This window comes from Niastella vici (assembly GCF_002077945.1).
In the GTDB taxonomy this organism is placed as follows: domain Bacteria; phylum Bacteroidota; class Bacteroidia; order Chitinophagales; family Chitinophagaceae; genus Niastella; species Niastella vici.
This window is the reverse complement of the sequence record NZ_LVYD01000048.1, coordinates 35,948-53,831: the sequence shown is the minus strand read 5'-3', so window position 1 is coordinate 53,831 and position 17,884 is coordinate 35,948. Positions and strand designations below refer to the sequence as shown.

The 17,884-nt window shown below is 47.3% G+C and carries 8 protein-coding genes; 1 reads left to right on the top strand and 7 read right to left on the bottom strand.

Translation table 11 applies throughout. The annotated features are described in order from the left end of the window. The first annotated feature begins 19 nt into the window (after positions 1-19). Positions 20-1,699, top strand: a complete 1,680-nt coding sequence (locus A3860_RS18130) for a family 43 glycosylhydrolase (protein WP_081148158.1) — start codon at positions 20-22, stop codon at positions 1,697-1,699. Positions 1,700-1,879: 180 nt separating this feature from the next. On the opposite strand, the gene A3860_RS18125 is transcribed toward A3860_RS18130, so the two are convergent. The 7 genes from A3860_RS18125 to A3860_RS18095 form a co-directional block, all read right to left on the bottom strand. Next, positions 1,880-3,655: a RagB/SusD family nutrient uptake outer membrane protein gene (locus tag A3860_RS18125; RefSeq protein ID WP_081148157.1), complete on the bottom strand. Its 1,776-nt coding sequence runs from the start codon at positions 3,653-3,655 to the stop codon at positions 1,880-1,882. A 31-nt stretch (positions 3,656-3,686) separates the two neighbouring features. Beyond that, the gene (locus tag A3860_RS18120; protein ID WP_081148156.1) at positions 3,687-6,932 is read right to left on the bottom strand and encodes a SusC/RagA family TonB-linked outer membrane protein; all 3,246 of its coding nucleotides are present in this window, start codon (positions 6,930-6,932) and stop codon (positions 3,687-3,689) included. 9 nt (positions 6,933-6,941) lie between these two features. Continuing rightward, on the bottom strand, positions 6,942-8,399 hold the full coding sequence (locus tag A3860_RS18115) for a fasciclin domain-containing protein (protein ID WP_158085299.1): 1,458 nt from the start codon (positions 8,397-8,399) through the stop codon (positions 6,942-6,944). A 97-nt stretch (positions 8,400-8,496) separates the two neighbouring features. Next, complete coding sequence (locus A3860_RS18110) at positions 8,497-10,173, bottom strand: fasciclin domain-containing protein (protein ID WP_081148154.1); 1,677 nt, start codon at positions 10,171-10,173, stop codon at positions 8,497-8,499. A gap of 22 nt (positions 10,174-10,195) precedes the next feature. Further along, positions 10,196-11,677 carry a RagB/SusD family nutrient uptake outer membrane protein gene (locus A3860_RS18105; protein ID WP_081148153.1) on the bottom strand — a complete coding sequence of 494 codons (1,482 nt, stop codon included), beginning with the start codon at positions 11,675-11,677 and terminating at the stop codon, positions 10,196-10,198. A gap of 20 nt (positions 11,678-11,697) precedes the next feature. Continuing rightward, positions 11,698-14,985 (bottom strand): SusC/RagA family TonB-linked outer membrane protein, encoded by a 3,288-nt coding sequence (locus A3860_RS18100; RefSeq protein WP_081148152.1) that lies wholly within the window; start codon positions 14,983-14,985, stop codon positions 11,698-11,700. A 20-nt stretch (positions 14,986-15,005) separates the two neighbouring features. Beyond that, a complete protein-coding gene (locus A3860_RS18095; RefSeq protein WP_081148151.1) occupies positions 15,006-17,216 on the bottom strand; it encodes a fasciclin domain-containing protein in 2,211 nt (736 codons plus the stop codon). Between the last annotated feature and the right edge of the window lie 668 nt (positions 17,217-17,884).

The following is a 17,884-nucleotide window of genomic DNA, read 5'->3' as shown; positions in this document are numbered from 1 at the left end:
ATTCTAAAACTTGCCATTTATGAAAAAGGAAATACCTTATCTCTTTTTGCTGGGAATATTACTATTCACACAACCCCGGCATGCATTTGCATTGGGTGGTTCGTACCAGTCGCATGATCCGTCGACGCTGATAAAAGATGGAAGCAAATACTGGATGTTCACCACCGGCAACGGCATTTATGCAGCGTATTCAACCAATTTATATTACTGGACATCCGGCCCCAAAACCGTATTTCCCATTGGAACCTGGCCATCGTGGATCAATACTGCGGTGCCGGGGTTCAGTGGTACGTTCTGGGCGCCGGATTGTATTTACATGAACGGGAAATATTACCTGTATTATTCCTGTTCAACATTCGGTTCTTCCGTATCAGCCATTGGCGTGGCCACCTCGCCTACGCTTGACCAGAGTTCAAGCTCCTATGTATGGACCGATCAGGGCAAGGTGGTTTCCTCTTCTGCTTCGGGTGATATCAATGCCATTGACCCGGCGGTGTTCAAAAACTCAGATGGTAAATTATACCTCACCTATGGTTCGTGGCATGGCGGTATTGGCATTATAGAACTGGATGCTTCAACCGGCAAGGTAAAAAGCGGCGCTACTGTTACCCGCATTGCAGGCGGCAATGGGGCCGACTGGGAAGCGCCGTATATTGTAAAGGACGGTAGTTATTATTACCTGTTTGCCAACCGGGGAAACTGTTGTAATGGCACCAGCAGCACCTATTACATTGTAATGGGCCGCTCAACCAGCATTACAGGACCATATGTTGACAAGAACGGTACCGATATGAAGAGTGGAGGCGGAACGGTGGCCTTAAGCACTTCGGGAAAATACATTGGGCCCGGTCATGTAGGCCTGCTGCGCGAGAATGGATCCAACTTTGTTTCGATGCATTACTATGATGGCAACGATAATGGAAATGCAAAGCTCGATATTGCGAATATGGGTTTCAGTGGGGGCTGGCCATTTATTACCCGCGACTGGATCGCTTCGGGACAATACCGTATCACCAACAAGAACAGCGGCCTGGTATGGGACGCCTGGGGTTGTACCGGCGCTTCGGGGCAGGGGATAGCACAAGGCACCTGGGCCAGCTTAACCTGTCAGAAATGGAATTTTACACCTGTTGGTGATGGTTGCTACCAGCTCACCAATGCCCTGGGCGGGCTTTCGGCCGATGTAATCAATTGCGGAACCGCGGCAGGTACGTTGCTGCAATTGTATGCCTGGTTGAATAACAACTGTCAGAAATACAAAGTGGAAAGGCTGGGCGATGGCTCGCATATTGTTACGCCATTATCCGGTTCCCGCATCGTAAGTGTGGCGGGGTCTTCCACTACGGCCGGCACGCGATTGTCGTTACAGGATTATTCAGATTGCAATTGTCAGAAATGGCTGATCGCTACGCCAACAGCCCGGGAGGCAGTGAATCCGCCCGAGGCGGTATTGACCGGGCAATTGCAGGGTATTTATCCCAACCCGGTGTATAAAGGAGCGTTGCTGACCGTTAGCATTGGTCCACCCGGAAAATATATTACGACCAATATTTTCTCGAACGATGGTAAACTGGTGTATACTAACCGGCAATTGTCTTCAACCGTTATACAGGTGCCGGCGCCGAAAGGGGCGGGCGTGTATCATTTGCGGGTGATGAGCGAGGAGGGCGTGATTTCTAAAAAGTTGATAGTTGAGTAATTAATTGTAGCTAAAGTGGTCATAGGTTATGAAGTAAGAAGTAGGAAGTACGAAATTCGCGAACTTCTTACTTCTTACCTCCTACTTCCTACTTCAAATAAAAGACGGGTACGGATTAAAGAAACTGACTGAAACAGCGTTTATAAAGAAAAGCCATAAGTTATAACTTATTGCTCCCTGTTATTTCCATTTAAACGGCAGGTACCAGTTGTTCTGGTTCATTAATTTGGCTTTGATGCTGCTCGCCAAACCGGCGTTGCCTGCTTTTTCAAATTTAGCCGCTACGCGGGTTGCCAGAAAACCGGCATCATTTCTTCTGATGGCCACCCGCATCAGGTCTTGCCAGCGGGTGCCTTCATAGGCCAGCTCCAGCGCGCTTTCGGTGATGATCCTGTCTTCAATGGTCAACACACTGTCGGCGCCTGACGGAATGGGGGCAGATGTAAGATGCGCTCTTCCGCGCACACCCACATTGCGGTGCCAGGGCGCCCGGTAGCTGGGATAATCGCCCATACGGGCATCAAAATTATACGGGTATATATCAAAGGTTTGCTGGGTATTGGTAACATCACGGCTGGTGCCGGCGCCGGGGTTACTGTCGAAATTGTAGGCAATACCATTGTGCACTAAAGCATACGCAATGCGGCTGCGGCCATCGCGGTTGGCTGCTTCTGAATAACGCAGGTGCAATTGCGCTGCCCGGTATAAGAACCATTTGCCTGGTTTCTCCAGTACGCTAACGGGTACATAGGTATCTTCTGTAAGATAGTTATACAGGTATTTCGTGATCACCGGTTGCGAACCCAGCGTTTTGTAAGTGAGCCTGCCCCGGGCATCGTAAGGGAAATTATTTTCCGATTGCACCTGGCTGTTCCAGAAGTCTATGGCTGCCTGACTGGGTTTTAACTGGTAACGGCCACCCCGGTTCGAGAACAGGTCGATAAATGGATTCTCGGGTTTAAAGCCTTTGTCGAAATACAACATCCAGATCCATTCCTGGTTATACAGATCATCCTGGCCGCGGGCAAAAATTGAACGCCAGCCACTGGTGTTTACATCAACCAGTCTTCTTTCATCATATTGATTGATACGCGCATCGCCCCAATAGTTAATGGCGATATCAACATTCTTTGTTACATCAGAAAAACGTACCCGGTAGTTGTCGACATTGGTGCCGTAGGTTTCCATTACATCCTTATAATTTTCGGCAGCCTTTCTTGAATCAGCAGTTGAACCGGTAAAAGCCGAACGCCACAGGTACAGATCGCCGAGCAGGCATTTCTTGTTGATAAAGAATTTTGCCGTGTTATAGCCATCCACGTTGGTGATAAGACTGGCGCCTGTGGGGTATAATTCTTTATAAGGGATCCTTTCGGTTGAATTAACCAGTGAGTCAATGAGTGTTTTAAGATCGAGCCGCGGATATTTGGCTTCATTTTTTACATCGTTCACCGTTTCAAACGGCTCGGTTATATAGGGAATTTTACCAAACTGGATGCCGGCCTGCAAATACACCCAGGCGCGCAGGGCAGCCACATCTGAATAACGCTGGCGGTATTCATCTTCCTTGAACTTTTTGCCATCTCGCATGATATCAAAATTCTTCAGGATATCATTGCAATTCAAAATGACCTCATAAAATGGCCGGGGATCGGCATACGGATTATCTTCCGTTACGGTATGTTCATTAACCTGTTTCAGGTCTTCATCGGCATTCAGCGTGGCGTCCATAAGGTCGGCCCGCAATTCATTCAATACAACGTATTGTTTAGCCAGTTGCAGGAACTTGCCATATAAACCAAGCACGGCCGCATCGGCATCATATACGTTCTGGTATACCTCCTCTTTATCGAGCGCTTGTTCGGGCTGCACATCAAAGAGTTTTTTACAACCACTGAACAGGGTTGTAAAGAACAGGAGGGTTAAAAGGGAAACTATTTTTTTTATGGCTGACATAATCATATTATTACTCCGTTACAATTAAATTTTATAAACCAATCCGCACGCCTGTTTGTACCGATCTGAATTGCGGTTCCAGGCCAATATCAACGCCCTGGCCCAGCACGCCTTCGGTGGCACTGAACTCAGGATCATAACCCAGGTATTTTGTAAAGGTCACCAGGTTGTTGCCCGATGCATATACTGTAATATACTTCAGGAATGCAGGTCTTATTGGCACATTGTAGCTGATCGATATTGTTCTCAAACGCAGGTAAGAACCATCTTCGATCCAGCGGTCACTGAAGCGGCTGTTGCCCATGGGATCGCCATAAACGGCTTTAGGGATGTTGGTGACCTGTCCCTGTGTACGCCAGCGGTTGGCCATAACAGGTAACTGGTTATCGTAGCTGGAACCAGCTTCCAGTTGCGCGCGCATGTAATTGTATACATCATTGCCCACGCTGAAAGTGAACAGCGCATCAAATGAAAAACGCCGCCAGGTAAGGCTGCTGCTGAACATACCGGTAAAATCGGGATTGGGATTGCCGATCACCTGCATATCCCCTTTGTCGATGCGCTTATTGCCGTCCACATCTTCAAAGATCATATCGCCGCCTTTAAAGGAAGCCATGGGGCCGGCAGGTGTTTGGGTTTGAAAACCGTCGGCGGCAGCGGCTGCATCAATGCTATACACGCCGTGTGTTTTGTAACCATAGAACAGATTGGCTGCCTTGCCTGTTTCGCTGAGGATATAACCATCGGCAAATTGCGTAATGATGCGGTCATCGGGCAGTTTGGTGATCCTGTTCTTATAAGCGGCAATACCGGCGCTCACATCCCATTTCAACAGGGGACGGTTGATGATGCGGCCGCTTATATTCAGTTCAATACCTTCGGTCTTCATGCCGCCGCTGTTAGAAGTGATGTAGTCAAAGCCGGTGGCCGTAGGCGCTTTTTCGATCACCACCATCTTGTCGGTGCGGTTCTGATAAACATCTGCACTGAGGCGTAAGCGGTCGTGCATGAGGCCGAGATCAAATCCCAGGCTGGCTTTTTTGTTCACTTCCCATTGTAACTGCGGATTGGCGATACTGCCGCGAACCAGTCCTTCCATACCCAGCAGGTTCTGCGATACATAATACTGACGGGCTGTATAGTTGCCAATATCGTCGTTACCGGTAAAGCCATAACCGGCGCGCAGTTTCAGCATACTGATGAACGGAACTTTGTTCATGAATGCTTCTGATGTTACCAGCCAGGCTGCGTGTAAGGAAGGTAACAGGGAAAATTTATTGCCGTTAACGGTCAATGCGTTTGGAATGCTTCTGCCAAAGCGCGATGAACCATCAGCCGAAACGGCTGCAGTAAGGAAGAATTTATTGTTGTACCCGTAATTAACATTGAGATAGGTGTTCATCCAGCGGTTCTTGCCAATATCACCGCCTACTTTGCGCAGGCTGGGAACACTATAACCAACATTCACCAGTTCGTCGGTGGCTGAGTTATATCCATAGCCCACATCCTGTTCCTGGCTTTGTTGCTGGTAGCGTACACCGGCCAGCACTTCTACATCATGGATCAGCTTAAATGTATTCTTATAGCGAATGCGGGTATCATTGAACACCCCGAACAGGCGTTTGGTCTGACTGCCCGAGCGGCTGTCGGCAACTGCCGTTTGCAGGGTATCGTTGGTAATGCCCTTACGCGGAATAAAGAAGTTTTCGCGCACTTTATCATGCGTTATTCCGAACAAAGAACTTACGGTTAAAAAGCGGTTGATGGTATAGTTGAAGTTCAACGAACCAAAAAACCGGTAGCTTTTATTTTTGGCCAGCACATTATTCACCAGGGTAACCGGGTTACTTCTTCCCAGCGTGTCAACATCGGCCAGGTTGGGCGACTCTACCCCGTCTTTATCAACATCCTGAATGGGGAAAAAGGGTGCTTTTGCCAGTGCAACAAAAATGGGATTGAGGTTGTTGTTCAAACCCAGGTGCTGCGTATTTTGTTCTCCATAGGAAAACGACAGGTTGCTGTTGGCCGTTAGCCGCTTGCTTAAATTCAGATCGGCATTCAACCGGGTATTATAGCGGGCGAGATCGGTATTTTTAATAACGCCCTGGTTCTTTAAATAACCCATCGATAACGCATATTTGGCAATATTATCACCACCGGTCACCCGCAGATAAATATTTTGTGACAGTCCGTTCTTGAAAATAGCATCCTGCCAGTCGGTATTGTAATGGGTTGCGTAATAATTAGGGTTCGAGGGGTCGTCGGTCATGTAGGGTTTCGCTTTTATTTGCTCATCTGTCATGCCCTGTGATTGTAATATGTCCGAAAGGTAGGGTCTGTACTGCGACGCAGTCATGACCGGGATCTTTTTGGGTGTGAAGTTCACACCGGTGAAAACACCGAGGTCAATGCGGGTGGCCTCATCCTTTGCCTTGGCAGTGGTGATCATGATGACGCCATTGGCGCCCTTGGTGCCGTATAAGGAAGAACCGTCTTTGATGACCGTAATATTATCTATGTCTTTTATATCTATCAGTGACAGGGGATTTGAATAAAAATGGTTGATGATGGAACCGCCAAAATCGGAATTCTCATAGATCATGCCATCCACCACGATCAATGGCCGGTTGGTGGCATACATCGATGACATACCGCGCATGAACAGGGAGCTCCCCATATTTGGTGTACCTGAGCGGCGAACAACGGTTACGCCGCTGGCAATGCCCTGCATATAATTATCGGGTGTTTCCAGGTTGCGGTTCCACGCGCCCTGCGTATTGGTGCTAACAATGGCCGAAGTGATCTCGTTCTTTGGTAAAACGCCTGTAGGGGTTACTGCCGGGTCGTAGTAGGAATCAAAGTTCTCATCAAACAGCTGTACCGATACCGATCTTTTTCCTCTTAAAGGAACATCTTTCGATTGAAAACCCGGGCTCGATACCTGCAGGGTGGTACTATAGGAAGGAACTTTTATCGTAAACTGGCCGTTCTCATCAGAGATGGCGGCGGAAAAATTGGGTACGGAAATATTGATACCCGGTAATGGCTTGCGCGTGGAAGCATCGAGTATGGTACCGGTAGCTTTCAACGCCAGCGAATCGGCCACGGCTGGTTTTTTGATAATGATGATCGTGTCCTGACTGGATGCCGGTTGCGTGGTATCGCTTTTAACGTCCTGGGCTGCCAGTTGACTGCATAGCAGGGTCGCCAGCGCTGTAATGGAAGCCGTTTTGGTAAGTGCTGTAGAGAGTTTCATGAGTTGAATAGGAGAACGCATAAGTTAGTTTTATTGAATAACCGGTTCCAGTCTGATGTAATCGAGGAACAGGGCATTTTGGTTCATATTGCTCGAGCTGGGCGCTATATCTGCGCTCACGAGATACAGATCAAGATAGCCGTTCCCGTAAGTGGAAACGGTGTAATCGCCCAGGTATTCCTCGTTATATACATTGTAAGCCACATTGCGATAGGGGAAAGTGGTATTGGTTGATGTGCCAATGGCCAGCCGCTGGTTCAGGGTATTGTTGAACCGGTTATTATAGGTTGTCCAGTATACCTTATATTTTGTGGTGAACACATTATAGATCCGGTAGCGCACATACCATTTATTTACGCCATGGCTGTAGGCAAACAGGTCGCTAAAGGGTTGGTTGTTATTGGGGTTAATGAGCGTGCGCAGGTATATCGGTGAGGTAGAGCCGTTGCTGGTGCCGGAGTAAGATTCACCCTGCACCACGTAGGGTCTTATACGCTGCCGCAGCTTTACATCCATATCGCCCATTACATATACATAGCCATTGCTGGTATGGTATACTGTTTGAATGGCCGATCTGTTGATCTGGAACCAGGTGCCGAATTTCGATTGAACCGAATCGGGTAACTGATCAGGCGCATAGGAGCCGGGTACCACCATATCCCTGGCAGCGTTCCAGAGCGAAAGCGAGAGTGTTGTGTCTATGCCGCCTGTTTTATAAAAGGTATCCAGTTTGCCCCTTTCTTTAAGCCAGGTGGGGTTGTCGAGTATGAAAACTGTATATTCTTTACTTTCGTTGCTAATGTCATATACCCCATCAATAAAATCGTTGTGGATAACAGTATCGGTTCCTTTCTGATAAATAGGTTCGCCGGTTTGCGGATTAATACCGATCTGTACGGCATTGGTTGTATCTCTCCTTGCTTTTGTAAGCGTAACATTAATATAGGTGGCCATATTGTTATTGAGCCCTTTCAGCGAATCAATATAATTCCAGCAGTTACCAACTGGTGCGGCGGCGCCTGTAATGGTATGCAATACCCCGTTGGCGGCTAACCGGTCGCTGGTGTTGATGGTTGCATCTTCAAATGCGGCCTGTTTAAAAATAGCATACTTCCCATCTAACAGCGGCAGGCGTGAATACGGCGACTGCACCAGGGTGGTATAATAGGAGAGGCGGGCAATATGATGGGCGACAAAGGCTTTCAGTTTGGTGGCATCATTGCCAATGGTGGCGTCTATCGATTGCAGGGCGTCGTTGGTGGGGGCCCATACCGTAAAGGTCTTGTTCAACTGTATGGTATCGGCATAACCTGTTTTTTCGAGGTAGCCGGCAAACTTACTTAAGGAGGCGTCATTGGCGATCTTTTCATACAGGTTCTGCGTAAGATCATTATCGTTTGCTTTATTATGGTCGTCCCATTTACGGGTACAGGATAGCTGTGCAGTACACCATAAACACAGGGCTAATACAACTGATTTCTTTTTCATTGATAACATAACACGTATAGAATTTGATTTACCCGGGCGGTCCGGCCCCCGTCTGAGCCGGGACCGCCTTTGTCAGGTAAAATGAATCAACAGTACTTTAATAAACTACAGAGCCATCTGTAGCGAACTTGGGTTTGTATTGGTCCATGTTCTCAGGAATGAAATGGATCATATCGAGCCAGCATCCCTGGGTTTTGGGCGAAACTTCTGTAGTAACGAATTTTATTTTATGGCGGCCGGTGGTAGTGATCTCTACAGTGCCTACCAGTTTTGAGGCCATGTGATCGGCTGTGCTGGCGCCTACATAATACCGTTTCCATCCTGCTGCCTGCACTTCTGCTTCTGTTAAGTATTTGCCATAGTTATAATCGCCGAACGACCACAGGCGCGGCATCAGTACGCCGTCTATCCAGGTTTGCATGCCAAGGCCGGTAATGCCGCCATTCGCACGCCAGCAAACCCATACTTTGTACCTGCCTTTAATGATGAGCGGGGTGGTTAATTCAACCCAGTTCATGTTGCCGCTGGTTGTTTTCAGGTATTGAAAGTTTAACCGGTCATTCCAGTAAAACAGATCTTTGGCGCCGGGGGTATTACAGTAATACTCTACGGTGCCCGCGTTCCAGGTAATATCTTTAAGATCTCCTACCTGGAATGTTTGTCCTTTACCGCCTTTGCGGAAGATGGAGGTCAGCTTCATGATCTCGGGTTGTTCAGCCACATCCCAATAAACAGGCGTTGGGTTGCGCACTTTTATATACAGGTTATTATTTATGTCGTGTAATACGCCATTGGTGCAGGCAATATCGCTGTATACCCGGTTTACCAGGGCGCTGTCGGTAACCCCATTATCGGTTTCATAATTCAGCAGTACATTCTGTTCCTTTAATGCAACGGTAATTACTTCCTGCGGAACCAGGGTCTCATGGGCTGGTGTCACTACAAGGTCGGCGAGGAATTTCAGGTTGGTTAAAATATGATAACCAACATACATGTTCAGGCTGTCTTTCGGGTCTTTTACATTTACGCCTTTATATTTTGCTTTCAGGTCGTCATAGCTGTAGATCTTGCTATTGGCATATACGGCATCTGATTGCGCCAGTACGGTGTACCAGATGGGCGTGGTATCGTTTTTATAAGCCAGGGTTTTGAGTATGCCATCGTATCCGGTTTCTATCAGTGCTTTGGTAAAAATGCTGTAATTGCTGTTCTCAGATATTACCTGGTACAATGTTTTTTTGCTGGGCACCAGTACGTGATCTATTGTATGTAAGATGCCGTTACCGGTATGAATGTTTGGCTGAACAATGATCGCGCGGCGGTTAACAATATAGCGCGATACGCCGTTCTCATTATTGATGCCGGTAACCAGGTATTCGCCATACATGGTGGGCACCGGCAGTTTTCCATCTGTAAAGGAAGGGGTGGAAATAGTATCTATCAGCACATGATAACGTACCATTGTTTTACAGTCATCTGCCGTTAAATCATCAACAGATGATTTGCCTATTTCCTGCAGGTAGCTTTTCATGGCATCGTTATTAGGCGCAAACAGGGTATAAGTGCCATAGGCATTCATGTAGGCGTAAGTGCCCGATTTATCCAGCACTTTTAAAAAATCTGAGTAGGTCTCAGGATATTTTTCCATGTAACCTACCAGGTTTGCATCGTCGGTGGTGAGGGTCGCAATCTTTATTTTTTTACATTGCGATAACCCAACCACTATCAGGGTGATTACGATAAGCAGTGCAGCAGGTTTAATAAATTTCTTCATATAAGCAAGATTTAAAAAGAGCTTACTGATAAAATGGGTTTTGTTCAAGATTCTTGTCGGTATTCAGCTCATAGTAATATATCGGGAAATAATGGCTGTTAAAGTCTTTGTATTTGTTCAGGGCACTTTGTTGCCGTTCGGGCGGGGCGGCAGTGGTCACCATCTGCAGTAAAATATCGAGCCGTTCATAATTATTCCTTTTGGCATTGCGCAACAGGTCGTACCAGCGTTTACCTTCAAACGCAAATTCCCGCGCCCGTTCTTCCAGAATAAAATCGGTAACCTGGTCTACGCTATTAGCGTCGGGCTGGTGGTCTGTTGCTGCCAGGGCATGACCGCGTTGCCTGATGGCGTATACGATCTTTACTGCTTCGGGCCCCTGGCCAATTTGATTCAACGCTTCTGCTTTCATCAGCAGGATATCGGCATAGCGGTAAACGATCCAGTGGTTATAGGAATTATCGGCCGATGCGTCCCAGATAAATTTTATAATGGCGTTATTGCTGCTTTGCACCGAAGCATTATCTGCCCGGTAATCGATGCTGTCTGCATTCGAATAATCAACCGTATAAATGTCTTCCATTACCGCATCAGCTGCCTGGTACCTTCTTTTATTGGTTAAGAATAGGGGGTAGAAGGGGTTCAGGGCTTCTTTGCTATACTGGAACTCGAAGATGGATTCATTTGAATTGCCTGCACCGAATATCTGATAGAAAAAGCTTCTACTGGTGATCAAACCGAATTTTCCTGAATTGATCACTTTGTCGCAGGCTGTAATACAGTCATTGTATTTGTCCATCCACAAATACACATCGGCCATGAGGGCATAAACGGTGTATTTGGTTACGCGGCCTTTATCAAAATCTTTATTGCCATAGGTGGTAACGGCTACCGGTTCCGCTTCTTTAAGGTCGCTGACGATCTGGTCAAGCACCTCTGCCTGTTTGCTTTTGGGTAATTGTTCCAGCTGGTCATCGCTGGTGGTGGCGCTAAGCTTGAGCGGCACATCGCCAAAACTGCGCACCAGGTAAAAATACATCAGGGCGCGAATGGTACGGGCTTCGGCCAAATAGGCATTCAGCTGCTGTTCACTCAGGGTGTTATCCTGTTTCATTACACCGGGCCCCAGCGTGATCACAGTATTACAATAGTTAATTGTACGGTATACAGCGCGCCAGTTCACGATAGTATTGGTCGACAGCAAATTGACGTTATAGATGTCGATGTCGTTGTTACTTGCGCCACTGGAGGGTATTACCATATCGGCCCGCAGTTCGCCCCACATGAACAGGTATTCGCCAATGGTGCGGTCGCTAACGCCGGCGGGGTTGCCTAGCAGGGAAGCATAAATGCCATTTACCGCTGCAGCCAGTTGCTCCTTCGTTTTCCAGAATTCATCGCTTACAATACCGTCTGCCGGTTTCAGGTTGAGCCATTTCTTACAGGAGCCGGCGCCTGTAGCCAGCAACATTAAAAATAGGGCGATATAAAATTTCCTATACATGATAGTAGCGTTCGTTGATTTTAGAATGTTGTGCTTAAGCCGATGGTAAATGTTTTTGAAGGCGGTGTCATGGAATAGTCCATGGCTACCCGGAAAGGATCGCTGCCTCTTGCCGACACTTCGGGGTCCTGGCCGGTATATCGGGTAAGGGTCAATAGGTTTTCGGCAGTGATATAAGCGCTTAATGTTCCCAGCTTGAACCTGCTCAGCGCCTTCTGCGTGAAGTTGTACCTGATGGTGGCCGAACGTAACCGCATGAACGATCCGTCTTCCACATACCGGTCGCTACCCAGCCAGTTATAACCGGTTCCATATACGGCTCTTGGCATATCTGTGATATCGCCTTCTTTCCGCCATCTTCTTAATACCGCTGTACTTTGGTTATCGAAGTTGTACATGGCAGTGGTGCTCATTTTTGTGCCGTTGATAATGTCCTGGCCCAGGCGGTAGTTAAAGAAGACGGTTACCCGCAGCTGGTTTTTCCAGGAGAGGGTTGGTCCAAAGCCACCGGTTAATTTGGGGTTGCCATTTCCCAGGTAAACCACATCCATATAGTTGATGTTGCCATCATGGTTGATGTCTTCATAAATGGCATCACCCGGCTGGAACATATAATCAACATTGGGATAATTAAAGCGCATGTAAATTTGCTGTCCGTTAGGTCCTACTATCGGTTGTCCTTTGGCATCCCGGGCCATGGTGGCGTTTTTGTCGGCATATACGCCTTTATACCTGAAACCATAGAAAGAACCAAAGGGGTTGTTCACCTGTAACAGGGATTTGTACTGGCCGTTGGCTTCTATATTCCCTTTTTCACGGGGATAATATTCCGAGATCTGGCGAATGATGTTATCATTATGGGCAATATTGAAGTTGAATTCAATTGAGTAATCCTTCTTTCTTACCAGCACGGTATTTAAATTCACCTCCCAGCCCTGGTTGTCCATGGTGCCCACGTTCATATCCACTTTATCGAAACCGCTAAACGAAGAGATCTGTAAACCGCTGAAGAACATTTTGTCAATGCGGTTGCGGTACAGGTCAACATCGAGGTTGATGCGCCGGTTCAGCATAATGAGGTTGAAACCCAGGTTCGCTCCTTTATTTACTTCCCAGGTAAGGTTGTTCAACTGCATGGTGGCCGGGTAAATAGCCGATTGACCAAGGTAGGTATAAGCAAATGTATTATAGGTGTTGTAAAAGGTGTAGTCATTTTTAGGTTCCCGTCCTGAGTGGCCATAACTACCGCGTATGCTGAGGTCGTTCACCCATTTCTGTAAGGGGCGCATAAACCATTCATCCGACAGGCGCCAGCGGGCCGATACTGACGGGAAGAACCCATACCGGTGGGCGGGACCGAATTTTGAGTTGCCATCCATGCGCAAGGCGGCGTTGAAAATGTACCTGTCTTTAAATGCATACTGGCCGTTCACCAGCGCACCAATGGAGCGGCTCTGTATCTGGGTGGCGGTCAGGTTCAGGTCGGTATTGGCGGTACGGGAAGGAACCGAGGGGTCCTGCAGATCGGTTGATGCCGTATTCGACGTTTGCGCCTGGTGCGATACATATTTGTAATCGCTGGTGAGAAATGTAGAGAAGAAGATCAGCTTATGATTTTCTTTCAGGTGCGGCGTATAGGTCAAACTGGTTTTCGATTGTACGCTGAAGGCGTCTGCATCGCCATCATACACGCGGTTCACGACGGTTTCGGTCCAGGGCCGGCCGGTAGCGATCTGTGGCAGGAAGGATTTATTCTTGGTATTGTTGATATCGAACTGAATATCGAAGATGGCTTGCAGCACACTGGGTTTAAGATCATATTGCAACTGAAAATGCGGTATCACCCGTTCGCTGAGTATCCGGCGGTAGGCCGCTGTTGCCATGGCAACGGGGTTAACGGTGCCGGTGAGTTTATTGCTGCTGTTTATACCGCCGTATTGTCCCTGTACGTTTTGGGCCGGCGAAAAGAAGTTGGGTGTTTTGTTTCCGTACTCATCGTATTCGTAAATGCTCATGTTAGGCATTTTTTTATAAGCTACCTCCAGCAGGTTATCGGCATAGTTGCGGTTGTTGAGCGAGTGCGAATACGAGAGATCGGTCCTGAAACGGATGCGGGCCGATACGGTGTAATCGAGGTTGATACGGGTATTGATACGGCTGAGATCGTTGCCGAGGGTAGTACCAATTTGTTTTGTGTAATCGAGCGAGGTGAAATAGCGGGCTTTCCTGCCACCGCCGCTCATCGATAAGTTGTGGTCCTGAATATACCCTGTTTGCCTGATGGCGCGTACCCAGTCGGTATTGTTGCTATAGTTGTAATAATAGTAAGGATCATTGGGATCGTACTGGAATTCTTTATACAGCTGGGTATTGAGTGGCTGTCCGTTCTTGTTCATCACCAACTCGGGGATCAGCATTGAATACTGATCGCCGTTGAGCATGGGGATGGCATCGGGGGCTTTGGTAATGGAAGACTTGAACGTATAGGTTAATGCGGGCTTACCCATCTTTCCCCGTTTGGTAGTAATGATCAGTACGCCACCGGCTGCGCGGGCGCCCCATACTGCGGTGGCAGCGGCGTCTTTCAGCACGGTGATGTCTTTTATATCGGAAGGGGAAATGTTCAATAAGGCGGCATAGCCCTGTTCATCGGCCGTACCAAAGTTAAAATCGGAAGGGATCTCGGTTTCATAAGGCATTCCGTCTACAACGATCAGCGGGTTGTCTGAAGAGTTGATAGAGGAGGTACCGCGGATCTTGATGCTCATGGCTGCACCCGGGTCGCCCGAGCTGGCGGTGATATCAAGACCTGGCAACCGGCCCTGCAGGGCCTGGTCAATAGAGGTGGCCTGCATTTCTTCCATTTCTTTGGCACTGATAGTAGCAGCGGCGAATGTGCGGTCCCGTTCAGAGACGGGCATCATACCATTGTCGCTTTTTTTATCGGCCACCACAATGATCTCATCCATGTCTGAATTGGCGGGAACCAGTGATACAGTGATGCTGGTTTTACCATCAGGGCTTTGTACAATGGATTTAAAGCCTATATAAGAGATCGAGATCTTGTTCTTCGGGTTCGACATCTTCAACGCGAAATTGCCATCTATATCGGTACTCACCCCACGGATAATACGCTCGTCGTTATCGATTTCGGTTACTGACGCGCCATGAATGGGCTTTTTGTCGCGGCTGCTGATGATCTTACCGCGAACGATCGTAGGCTGGGTTTGGGCCTGCAGGTTGCTGAAGGGCACCAGTGCCGCCAGTAGCAGGATAAGCAGTGAACCAGGGGAAAACAGTTTTTTCATATGTCAGTTTTGCGAAATGATCAATAGTTGGGTTTCAGGTATTTGTTGATCGAATGAATGACGATGCGGTCGGCCAGTACATTACTGCTGGCGGCATTAATGCCCGCTGTACGGCCCCATGGGTCTGTAAAGGTTAGCACACCGGGGTCGTTGGTCACTGTTATAAGGCCCACCTGATCGTTCAGGTTCCTGTAATTAGTTTCAATACCGTCTTTTGTTTTTTCGTCGTTGATAACCGATTTCTTCATAATGTGGAACTGAATGAAGCTGCTTACCTGTTCAATTTCCTGCGTGGCGGTGGGCGCAAAATTGGGCACTTTGTTTGGCGCCGTACCTGTACCCGGCAAAAGACCATCATTAACCGCCTGCACGATCGCCGCATTATCAGGGATCAGGATGGTTCCAAAAAAGCCCAGCGGAACACCACTGATGGCGCCGGTAGCGGCGGTATATAATTTTGATTTTATCAGGTACTGCACGAAATTATAGTAGGGGGAAGAAGAAGAAGGCGCCAGGGCTTCGAGCCGTTTGCCAATGGTAGTGGGGGAAAACAACAACAGTCCATCTGTATAATACACCATGCCGTTTTTCATGGCTTTTGAAGCCACTACATTTACTACATTGCCTTTGTCGATATTACCGGCTGCATAAAATTTGCCATTCGACCATTTGATCATTTCACCACCCATGGTTTCAATGATGCCATCACCCGTCAGGTTGTTCAATTGGTTTTTGGGCGTTGAAATAACGCTCAAATTGATCAACCGGGCTGTGGTACCCTTGGGATCGCCGGCGCCAAGGGCGTTGGGATCGGTATTTATCCAGGCGCTTCTGTTGCCGTCCCAATCGAAACCCAATGCATGGATCTGGTCATCACTCATCATCAGGATGGTGTAGTTAAAGTTGGGGTTGGTGATCACCGATTTTAGATCTGCGTTCAGCAACCGCGTCATAAGGGTATATTGCGGATCGAGGTAGGGGCGGGCATATACGGTGAAGAACAGGTTCGATTCCTGCACTTTTTTTGCCCCATAAAAAAAGCCATTGCTCAGGATCTTTTTATCTACGATATCGGTGGCCGCATTAAAGCGGGCCTCTTCGCCCAGGTAATTACCGGTGGTGGCAAATTTGGTTGGCCATACCGGCGACTGCCACATGTGCGCGTTCAGGAAGTCGAACAGTGTTTGAAGGGGCAGCTTGCTCAGGTTGTTGAGGTCGTTATTGTAATGTTCAAGCACCACGTTTTTCAAATAAGGCTCCAGTACGTCGTTGGTAGGCGCAAACAGGGTGTAGCCATTCATTTGCCCGTCATTGTCCTGGAGTTTCAGATAATTTTCATTGTTCAGGGAAAAGGCAAGCCCGTCTTTATAAAATTTCACGTACACCTTGTCGCTGCTGTTATTCAATACCTGGTACTTGTGGGTGGCATCCACGTTCTCAATATAAGCCACCATAAAACGCTGGAACAAACTGTTGAACAGGCTGTATTCAGGTTTGGAGGCCAGGTATTTCTCAATATTCTGTAAGGGAGATAATACTTTATCTATAATATGGATGTTCCCGTTTTCGGCAGCAACGTTCGACTCCGTGATCTTTGCATCGAGAATATTGAGGCCCGTGAAAGAAGAGCCGGGATAAAAATAATTGTAATCAGCGGCCGTGAGCTTTGCTGTAGTAAAAAAGGGATTGGTAAAGTATGGAATATATTTATTGTTATTATCCGAAGTAGAATAAATGCTTCCATTCCGGTTCGAGGCTATGGTATGAAGCACCTGCCCATTTATCATGGCTGTGTCGAACAGATCATAATACGTGGTCCTGCGTTTGAAGGCCTGATCTGCCTGCCAGCCGGTGGTACTCTGGTAGTCATCGAGGCGGTCGGTATTGAATGAATTGTATACCAGACAATAACGAACGATCTTCGTAGCTGTTTCCACGTCTATCGATTCAACACTGCTGATGTTGTGGTCTTTAAAATACTGGTTGAAAGCTTCATCAGTAGGCGCAAACAGGGTCCAGTAACCTGCAGAGCTGAGGATATCTTTATAACCAGCCTTGTCAATACAGGCGAGCAGGGAGGTAAAACCACCTTTGCTTTGTAATACCTGGTAAATGGGCGACTCCAGCCCGGCAGGCCGGCCATAATAGTCATCCCATTGCTTTTTACGGCAATTGACCAATAATAAACAGGAAGTAGCCAATAAAAAAAATGCTTGTAACGATGTACGCATGGCAAGTGATTGTTTAGTCTTATTCTTATTAGGGAGCCAGATGCAAACGAATAGCGTAGTATGCCCGCTAGGGGTTAAAGAGCGATTGTTTTAATTTCTGGTGGAATGCTGTAAAATGAAATAGTATGGAAAATGAAGGAAAATTGTATAAGGGAGCTATTACGGGGAGCGTAATAGCTGCAATAGTAAAGTGCAGCATGGCAAGTCAGTTTCGTTTTGGTTGTTTAGCTTTAGAGGATACTTGATATAAAATTAAAATTTCAGGGTGTTTAACTGTCCTGAAGCATCCCGGTATGGTATACGGGATTTACGCAATCGTTCCCGGAAATGTCTTTCTGACGTTTAAATTAGTGAAAATATTTCTTAAAAGCGGTGAGCAGCAGTTGATTGTATTTTCCTGTCTAACTTTTTACCCTGCCGGTACATTCTTCCACGGAACTGAAAATTTGTAGCATACCACATCTCTGCCACCATAAGCACCAGTAACAAATGAATGAGCTGTTACTGTCCTTTCTTATTCTCTTTGAAAATTAAAGACAGATTAAATATTGCGTACTGCTATGTTATTTACTGTTGCTAATTCCATTTAGACAGGATGGAACAGGATGAACGTTGAATAGCGTGATCCTAATTTTAGCAGCATCAGACGATTGTAAACTATTAAAATA

What these genes read in the sequence shown, in the direction of transcription:
- A3860_RS18115 (WP_158085299.1), bottom strand. Translation starts at nt 8,399, where the DNA reads ATGAAAAAGAAATCAGTTGTATTAGCCCTGTGTTTATGGTGTACTGCA.
- A3860_RS18095 (WP_081148151.1), bottom strand. Translation starts at nt 17,216, where the DNA reads ATGCGTACATCGTTACAAGCATTTTTTTTATTGGCTACTTCCTGTTTA.
- A3860_RS18130 (WP_081148158.1), top strand. Translation starts at nt 20, where the DNA reads ATGAAAAAGGAAATACCTTATCTCTTTTTGCTGGGAATATTACTATTC.
- A3860_RS18120 (WP_081148156.1), bottom strand. Translation starts at nt 6,932, where the DNA reads ATGCGTTCTCCTATTCAACTCATGAAACTCTCTACAGCACTTACCAAA.
- A3860_RS18125 (WP_081148157.1), bottom strand. Translation starts at nt 3,655, where the DNA reads ATGTCAGCCATAAAAAAAATAGTTTCCCTTTTAACCCTCCTGTTCTTT.
- A3860_RS18105 (WP_081148153.1), bottom strand. Translation starts at nt 11,677, where the DNA reads ATGTATAGGAAATTTTATATCGCCCTATTTTTAATGTTGCTGGCTACA.
- A3860_RS18100 (WP_081148152.1), bottom strand. Translation starts at nt 14,985, where the DNA reads ATGAAAAAACTGTTTTCCCCTGGTTCACTGCTTATCCTGCTACTGGCG.
- A3860_RS18110 (WP_081148154.1), bottom strand. Translation starts at nt 10,173, where the DNA reads ATGAAGAAATTTATTAAACCTGCTGCACTGCTTATCGTAATCACCCTG.